Origin of the sequence: uncultured Nostoc sp., assembly GCF_964247315.1 — a bacterium.
Lineage (GTDB): Bacteria > Cyanobacteriota > Cyanobacteriia > Cyanobacteriales > Nostocaceae > Nostoc.
This window is the reverse complement of sequence record NZ_CAXTTT010000027.1, coordinates 55091-63243: the sequence shown is the minus strand read 5'-3', so window position 1 is coordinate 63243 and position 8153 is coordinate 55091. Positions and strand designations below refer to the sequence as shown.

General features: G+C 41.8%; 7 protein-coding genes and 1 pseudogene. 4 read left to right on the top strand and 4 right to left on the bottom strand.

What is annotated here, in order from left to right:
- The 3 genes and pseudogenes from ACFE93_RS10815 to rdgB form a co-directional block, all read left to right on the top strand.
- Positions 1–884 (top strand): annotated as a pseudogene (locus tag ACFE93_RS10815) (histidine kinase); the annotation flags it as partial.
- 262 nt (positions 885–1146) lie between these two features.
- Positions 1147–2583 carry a phosphoglucomutase/phosphomannomutase family protein gene (locus tag ACFE93_RS10810; protein ID WP_375473288.1) on the top strand — a complete coding sequence of 479 codons (1437 nt, stop codon included), beginning with the start codon at positions 1147–1149 and terminating at the stop codon, positions 2581–2583.
- Between the two features lie 209 nt (positions 2584–2792).
- Complete coding sequence (gene rdgB / locus ACFE93_RS10805; protein ID WP_375473287.1) at positions 2793–3368, top strand: RdgB/HAM1 family non-canonical purine NTP pyrophosphatase; 576 nt, start codon at positions 2793–2795, stop codon at positions 3366–3368.
- Here the strand turns inward: rdgB and ACFE93_RS10800 are convergent.
- The 4 genes from ACFE93_RS10800 to thiD all read right to left on the bottom strand — a co-directional run bounded on the left by ACFE93_RS10800 (position 3358) and on the right by thiD (position 5838).
- Positions 3358–3492, bottom strand: coding sequence for a hypothetical protein (locus ACFE93_RS10800; protein ID WP_375473286.1), 135 nt, complete (start codon positions 3490–3492; stop codon positions 3358–3360). The two genes, rdgB and ACFE93_RS10800, sit on opposite strands and share 11 nt — an antisense overlap.
- 7 nt (positions 3493–3499) lie before the next feature.
- Positions 3500–3838, bottom strand: a complete 339-nt coding sequence (locus ACFE93_RS10795) for a P-II family nitrogen regulator (protein ID WP_012410794.1) — start codon at positions 3836–3838, stop codon at positions 3500–3502.
- 358 nt (positions 3839–4196) lie between these two features.
- Positions 4197–4805, bottom strand: a complete 609-nt coding sequence (locus tag ACFE93_RS10790) for a hypothetical protein (protein WP_375473285.1) — start codon at positions 4803–4805, stop codon at positions 4197–4199.
- Positions 4806–5004: 199 nt separating this feature from the next.
- The gene (gene thiD / locus ACFE93_RS10785; RefSeq protein ID WP_375473284.1) at positions 5005–5838 is read right to left on the bottom strand and encodes a bifunctional hydroxymethylpyrimidine kinase/phosphomethylpyrimidine kinase; all 834 of its coding nucleotides are present in this window, start codon (positions 5836–5838) and stop codon (positions 5005–5007) included.
- 870 nt (positions 5839–6708) lie between these two features.
- On the opposite strand from thiD, the gene ACFE93_RS10780 reads away from it, so the two are divergent.
- Positions 6709–8153 (top strand): choice-of-anchor Q domain-containing protein (locus tag ACFE93_RS10780; protein ID WP_375473283.1); only part of this gene is annotated, 1445 nt, incomplete at its 3' end.

The window sequence follows — 8153 nt, the reverse complement described above, 5'->3', positions numbered from 1 at the left end:
CATTAAATGACACATCATTGATAGCTGTAACTTACCGTCAATTAGGTCAAATCTATCAAGCTTGGAGTAAATATGAACAAGCGATCACCTACCATCAACAAAGCCATGACCTTTATGAGCAATTGAGTCTACAGAATAATGTAGCTAATCAACTATCTTGGATCGCTAGTTGCTACCGCAATTTAAAGGATTACACGAAGGCGATTGAATATTACCAGCAAAGTCGAAATCTTCATCAGCAGTTAGGCCATGATGAGAGTGCAGCTAGACGCTTTATGCAACTTGCTAACAATCAACGCTTGTTAGCAAAAAATACCTCAGATAGAGCAGTAGCTTTTGAATTACTGGCACAGGCTGAACAAAATATCCGTCGAGCCATCCAAATAAATACCACAGGAGACTATAAAGAAAATCTTGCTTACGATAACATTATCTTTAGCTTAATCTGGTCGGAACGCTTACGCCTGTCGTCTTTTGATGACTCGTTACCGCAAGAACAAATTGCCCAATTTGAAAAATATTATAATATTGGCTTGACATATCTTGCCGAGCTGGGGCAGACTGTAAATCGAGCAGATGAAGTTCTTGATATCGCCCGTGCTTATCTGGAAGTCAGCGTCTTAAAAAATCTTGATCAAGCCGAAGAACTAGCTCAAAAATCTCTCCAAGTTTTTCAAGAGTACAATCGCCGCAAACTAGAAGCTTCATCTCGTAAACTCTTAGGCGAAATATACCTGAACCGCTCCCAGCATCATCAATCAGGTACTAAGGTAACTGCTACCCAGTTTTTGACTGAAAGTTTGCAAATTTACACAGAGCTTGATTTAAGCGAAAAAGCTGCTGAGGTAGAGCAGCTAATGAATCCAAATCTGGATAATACTTGAATACTTAGCAATTAGAATTCGCCCCTACATAAACAAGCCTGCGTACTATATGAAAAGTCTACAAAGGCAGATTTCACTTGTGAGCCAAAAGGCGCTGTCTGACGACAAATCACTGCGCGTCTACGCACTCCATTGCACAAATTCGCTCATTTTTGTGTTAAAACAGGCGAATATTATTAGTACATATTATTACTAGATTCTTTTTTTACTTTATACACTGTATAAATGCTAGAATCCTCAAGTAGACAGTTAGGATACCTAGATGCCAGTTGTAGCTAACTCAATCAAGTTTGGTACAGACGGCTGGCGGGGCGTTATTGGTGACGAGTTTACCTTTGAACGCCTAGCCCTGGTCGCGCCAGTCGCCGCAAAAGTATTATATGATACATATTTCTCTACGGTGGGTAGCCGAACAATAATTGTCGGTTACGATCGCCGATTCATGGCCGAAGACTTTGCTCGTGCTGTTGCCGATACTGTCACCGCTGTCGGCTTTGATGTGTTATTGAGCGAGAGCTATGCCCCAACCCCAGCTTATAGTTGGGCAGCAAAACAACTCAACGCTTTAGGGGCGCTGGTAATTACAGCCAGCCATAATCCTGGATCATATTTGGGGTTAAAAGTCAAGGGTTATTTTGGTGGGTCGGTGCCGCCAGAAGTCACAAAAGAGATAGAAGCGCAGTTGTCGGTGGGAGTACCACTAGCAGCTACTCCAGGCAAGCAAGAGAAATTCGATCCCTGGCCCAGTTATACTCAAGCACTAGAAAGTAAAGTTGATATTGCCAAACTTCGAGAAGCGATCGCATCTGGCAAACTAACGTTATTTGCCGATGTCATGCATGGCGCTGCTGCTAGTGGATTGGCGAGACTACTAGGCAATCAGGTCAAAGAAATCAATAGCGATCGCGATCCCCTTTTTGGTGGCGGTGCGCCGGAACCCTTGCCTAAATACCTTTCAAAGCTTTTTGAAGTCATCAAGACTCACCGAGAAACCGATAAATCAGGTTTAACGGTGGGGTTGGTATTTGATGGAGACTGCGATCGCATTGCAGCAGTAGATGGAGAAGCCAACTTCCTAAGTTCCCAAGTATTAATCCCGATATTAATCGACCATTTAACCCTGCGGCGCGACTTTAAGGGTGAAATAGTTAAAACTGTTAGTGGTTCCGACTTGATGCCCCTTGTAGCAGCACTACATAACCTCTCAATCTTTGAGACAGCGGTTGGTTATAAATATATCGCTGACAGAATGTTAGTAGCAGAAGTATTACTGGGTGGTGAAGAGTCGGGAGGAATTGGCTATGGCAGCCATATACCCGAACGTGATGCCCTATTGTCAGCATTGTACGTACTAGAGGCGATTGTAGAATCTGGTTTGGATTTAGGTGAGTATTATCGCTACTTGCAGAAACAAACAGGGTTTACCTCAGCATATGATCGCATTGACTTGCCCTTAGCAAGTATGGAAGTGCGATCGCGTCTTTTGCAACAACTGCAAACCCAACCCTTAACGGAAATTGCCGGGTTAGCAGTGATTGATTGTCAGACAATCGACGGCTACAAATATCGCCTTGCTGATAAAAGCTGGTTAATGATTCGGTTTAGCGGTACTGAGCCAGTTTTACGCCTGTACTGCGAAGCCTCGACAATTGAGCAAGTCCATCAAACTCTTGCTTGGGCGAAACACTGGGCAGAGTAAAATTAGTGAGGAGTTGAGAGTTAGGAGTTAAGAATTAATAACTCACGTCTGATGTGAATTAGAAACGCCGCTTATTCTATAAGGGTTTCTAGATTCGCTCAAAATCATAGTTTTGGGATTACCTATGAAATTATAGGGGTTTCAAAGCTTAATTCACATTAGGCGTAACTCATAACTTATCACTCCTAACTCCTAACTGATAACTTTTTATGACATTACTTGTAGTAGCTACAGGAAATCCAGGTAAGTTGCGGGAAATGCAGGCTTACCTGGAAAATTCTGGTTGGGAATTAACCCTCAAACCTGAAGAATTGGAAATTGAAGAGACAGGCAAAACTTTTGCCGCCAACGCTTGTTTGAAAGCCTCACAAATTGCTAAAGCCACAGGAAACTGGGCAATTGCTGATGATTCGGGCTTGCAAGTAGATGCCTTAAATGGTGCACCAGGAGTGTATTCTGCACGTTACGCCACAACCGACTCAGAACGCATTGCTAGGCTATTGAGGGAATTAGGTAACGAAGTCAATCGGCAAGCTCAATTTGTATGTGCAGTCGCAATCGCTCGTCCTGATGGTGCGATCGTATTACAATCTGAAGGTGTTTGTTGCGGCGAAATTCTCCACGTACCTCGTGGTGATAGTGGTTTCGGCTACGACCCAATTTTTTATGTGCAAGAATTGCAATTGACCTTTGCTGAAATGACACGGGAGTTGAAGAAGTCAATTAGCCATCGAGGCAAGGCTTTTACGGCTTTACTTCCGCAACTAGAGAGAGTTAAGAATTAGGAGAGACGCGATTAATCGCGTCTGTGCAAGAGTTAGGAGAGACGCGATTAATCGCGTCTGTACAAAAGTTAGGATTTATGAATTCTGCTAAATCTTCATTCATTAGTCCTGACTCACGACTCATAACTTTTTTAAACTGCTTCTGTGTTCTTTTCGCCGGTGCGAATCCGAATCACTTGCTCAACAGGCGAGATGAAAATTTTACCGTCGCCGATTTCACCGGTGCGGGCAGCAGCAATAATTTTGTCTACTACCATATCAACCTGATTGTCGTCAACTACGATTTCCACTTTGAGTTTTTGCAGAAACTCAACGGTGTACTCAGAACCACGATACCGTTCAGTTTGACCTTTCTGCCGTCCGAAACCCCGGACTTCAGAAACAGTCATGCCAACAATACCAGCGTTAACTAAGGCAATTTTCACCTCATCTAGCTTAAATGGGCGGATAATAGCTTCTACTTTTTTCATCTTCTTAACTCCTGACTTCTACTAGCTTCGTTTATATATCTAACCAGATCCGCTGTCTGAAGCTGTAACTAGCAGTGCTTTTCCTAAAAAATATGTAATAATTACAACTTTTTTAAAGTGTAGACGCTTTACTTGAAGGTTTGTGATATCAGAAGGGGCAAGAATTTTATTACTTGGATAATCTTTGAGGTTCTAACATAAAGAAGTTGTTGTCAATTTAGCATTTTCTGTAGCTTTTATAACCTAAAAATAGATTGTTTCCACAATTTAGCAAATTTGTTCGGATATTTAGAGAGCGATCGCAGCCAAATTACACGGTAGCCTGAAAGCCTGCTACTACTGACTGTGGGAATGTCAACTAACGTTTCTGATGTTCAAACAAGGGACGCACAACGAAATATCCAGCACTAAAGGCAGTCAGCATGATTAACAAGATAGTAATAATTAACCACCAGCCATTGATTCCCTTAACATCTGGCTCAGTAGTGGAATAATAATTTACTTGTTGCTCTTCTATAAAAACTGGTTCTGATATCGGAAAATTCATTTCCATTACAGGTGTAGAAAAGTCTTGGCGACGGCTTTTTTCGGGTGGTGTTTTGGGCACAACGGATGGACGCGAACGAGAAACCTGTTGAGGTGGACGTGCTTGTGTTACTGGCTGTTTTGCGGCACTTTTAACGTCACCAGAAGCTTGGTTGGCTTGGTGATAACTAGGTGTAGTATGGGAGTCCACAAAATTTTGCAAACGAGAAAAAGACTCAACGACTTTGGTAATTTCTTGGCGTAATAGTTGATTTTCTTGTGCTAGTTGCTGATTTTGAATGGTGAGTGCATTTAGCCTCGCCTGTACTGCTTGCAACTCTGTTGACAATTCCCTGTATACAGATAGCGGTACAGAAGGAGGGTAGGCTTGAGTAGTCGGTGTTGGCGAATTCCTGTGAACAGAACCTATGGTTGTTCGCATTGGGGGCTTGGTATTAAAAATCAAAGTAATTAGATTGTACAGAGATGCTAACAGAGATAGTCACCCCTGAAACTATGCCCAAGAATAATAGAAAAATACCGAAAGGGCAAAGATTTTTTATTTGGGCATTGGGGATGAAGTACTGAGAAAACTTTTCTCTAGTCCCCATTCCCAATGACCAGTCTCCAATCCCTAATCCCTAGTCTCTAGTCCCTAGTCCCCACAATGGGAAGAAGTGTCCCACAGGACCTTGCCCTTCGCCAATATCTAGGGCGTAAGTGAGTGCGGTAGTCACATATTCCTTTGCCTGTTGCACTGCCTGCCACAAATCTTTTCCTTTAGCTAGATTAGCAGCGATCGCAGCCGATAGCGTACAACCAGTACCGTGGGTATTTTTTGTCTCTACTTGCTGGCAAGTCAAAACTTTCAACTTGTCCCCATCAAACCAGATATCAACGCCACGCAAATCTCCCTGCATACCTCCGCCTTTGACTAAAACAACCTTCGTCTTTAAAGTCTTGTGAATAATTTCAGCCGCGGCTTGCATATCCTCTAAAGAATTAATTTGTAAACCGCTCAAAATTTGGGCTTCATAGCGATTGGGCGTAATCATAACCGCTTTTGGAATCAGAGCATGGCACAGAGTTTTTATAGCATCATCATCAATCAATTGTGCTCCCGTGCGTGACACCATTACTGGATCGACTACTAAATTATTGATTTGTAAAGTTTCCACTTGCTGGGCAACAGCAAAGATAATTTCCTGATTGAGCAACATTCCCGTTTTGGCAGCTTGTACGCCAATATCCTCAACTACTGCCTGAATTTGCGCCACAACAGCCTCTGTTGGCATAGCATCAACCCTCTTTACTCCTAGAGTGTTTTGTGCCGTGACGCAGGTTATAGCACTAGTACCGTGGACACAGTGAAAAGCAAAGGTACGTAAATCAGCTTGAATTCCTGCACCGCCACCGCTATCTGAACCAGCAATGGTTAAAGCAACAGGTATTCTGGAGTTTATTTCAGTGTTCATATTATAAAGATTAAGTAAGTTGGTGTCATCAAACCAAACTATCTCAAAGATTGATGAACTAGGCTAAAATCCTCTTCCCTCTTGCCTGATTTCAACGACTGACTCCACTAGGCACTTCCATAGTTTCTTGCTTATGTTGTAAAAAAAAATACTATATTCAGGGCATTTACTGATATTAAGTGCTATTTGTAAAGGTTAGTTTTAATTAAGTTCACAACGCTCAGTTACACCGCTTAAAACAGGTTCAACTAAGTTGTTACATTAGTCCCCTTAAGTTAAAGGGTCAACCTAACTAAAGTTTCAACCAATTTAACTTCGATTGCTTTAACTTTAAGTCCCCAGTTATCAGCCAAGGGTGAATTTTACCATGCAGATTTGGCAACCTCCTGACCTAAAACAACGCATAAAGTTCAGAGGAATTACTATGCCAAATACGATCGTTTGATTGAAAAAAGCAGATGCTAAAGCTGGTTTGCAAAGAGCAGCGATGTCTACGACGGGCTATGCCTATGCAGCTGCTAAAGATGAAGATACGATTCAATTCACCTTTATCCAGTCTTGCTAAGAAGATATCTGATGACAAGTCTGGAGTAGAAGCATCTACGCGTTAATCGTCCAATTACTCTCAACAAAACTCTGATGATTGACGGTATTGATATTCCTGGTTTGACCGTCAACGGTTGACAGGAGAAAAATTTTCAGGTTTATAACAGCGTTTCTAGAATCGACGCGATTTTAAGTCGCGATCGGACAACTGTGACTGTCCTTAACAGTGCAGATAAATGACTCATTCAAATAACTACTTAGTAACTGAAGAAAGTTGCTGAGATTGTATTACCAATTTCCCCTACATATATTCGGAGTAAACAGATGGCTGGCAAAACATACTACGTTTCTGCAACAGGTAGTGATAAAAATAATGGCTTAAACGAAGAATCTGCATTTCTCAGCTTGGGTAGAGCCGTGTATGAGATGAAAGCAGGCGACACGCTCTACGTCATGAATGGAAATTATCAAACGAAAGGGGTCATGCTTTTAAACTTGAATGGCTCACCAGATAACTGGACAACAATAAAAGCTTATCCAGGAGCTACGCCGACGATAACAACAACGGGAGGTGGCATTAGTATATCCAGTTCATCCTACGTGCGGATTGAAGGACTTGATATAAAAGGCAATCGGGAAAACGTCACTCTCGAATATGCCTTGCAAGAGAAGAATAACCTTGGTAACCCCTTGACCAATAGTAATGGGATTGTTGTTAATGCATGGAAAAATCCTGCCAATGGTGTTGTTGGTACTAATCCCCATCATATTGTCATTACTGGTAACACAATCCGTAACTTTCCAGGTGGAGGCATAGCATTCAGTGATTCAGACTATATAACTGTTGAGAAAAACATTGTGTCTGGAAACGCTTGGTATTCACCTTACGGCAATCAGGGAATAACCTCTCTCCACAGTTTTAATTTTGATAACAATACCACTGACTACAGAATGATTTATCGAGACAACATTGTCTACGATAACCAAAGTCTAGTTCCGTGGAAAGAAGGAGGCAGTGACAAAATCACTGAGGGACATGGGATTATGCTTGATACTACCGAGCTCACCAGAGATAATACAGCCTATACCGGTAAGGCATTAATTGCAAATAACATAACTTACAACAATGGAGGTGGAGGCATTGAAGTTTTCAAAGCTACCAATGTTGATATTATCAATAATACGGCTTACCAAAATGGTCGGGTTCTTACAGGTGCTGGAGAGATTGGAGTTCTTTATTCAGAAAATGTACGTGCCTACAACAACATATTGTATGCAAGTGACAATCAAAATGCTAATAGCATTAAGTATGCCACTAATGTAACCTTCGATCGCAATCTTGTTTATAACTCGAACCTATTCCAAGCTTCAGATAATTTAAACGCTACAGGGTTACAAAATCTTTTGGGTCAAGATCCTCAATTTGTTGATGCAGACAAAGGGAATTTTGCACTCAAACCTGGAAGTGTTGCGATCGATGGTGGTTCCAATGCCTTCAATAACATCACTAAGAGGACTCCTCAGGATGGTGATGGTAATGGCAGTACAGTCATTGATATTGGTGCATACGAAGCTCCCCGCAACTCTACCAAAACCCCAGAAATTCAAGTTCTCAATGGCAATGTTGACATTATAGATGGCAACACCGCCATTAACTTTGGCGAGACTCTTGTTGGTGAACCCTTGACTAAAACCTTTACCATCAAGAACACCGGTATAGCTGCACTCAACTTGAGTAATCTTAAACTTCCCGACGGATTTAGTTTGGT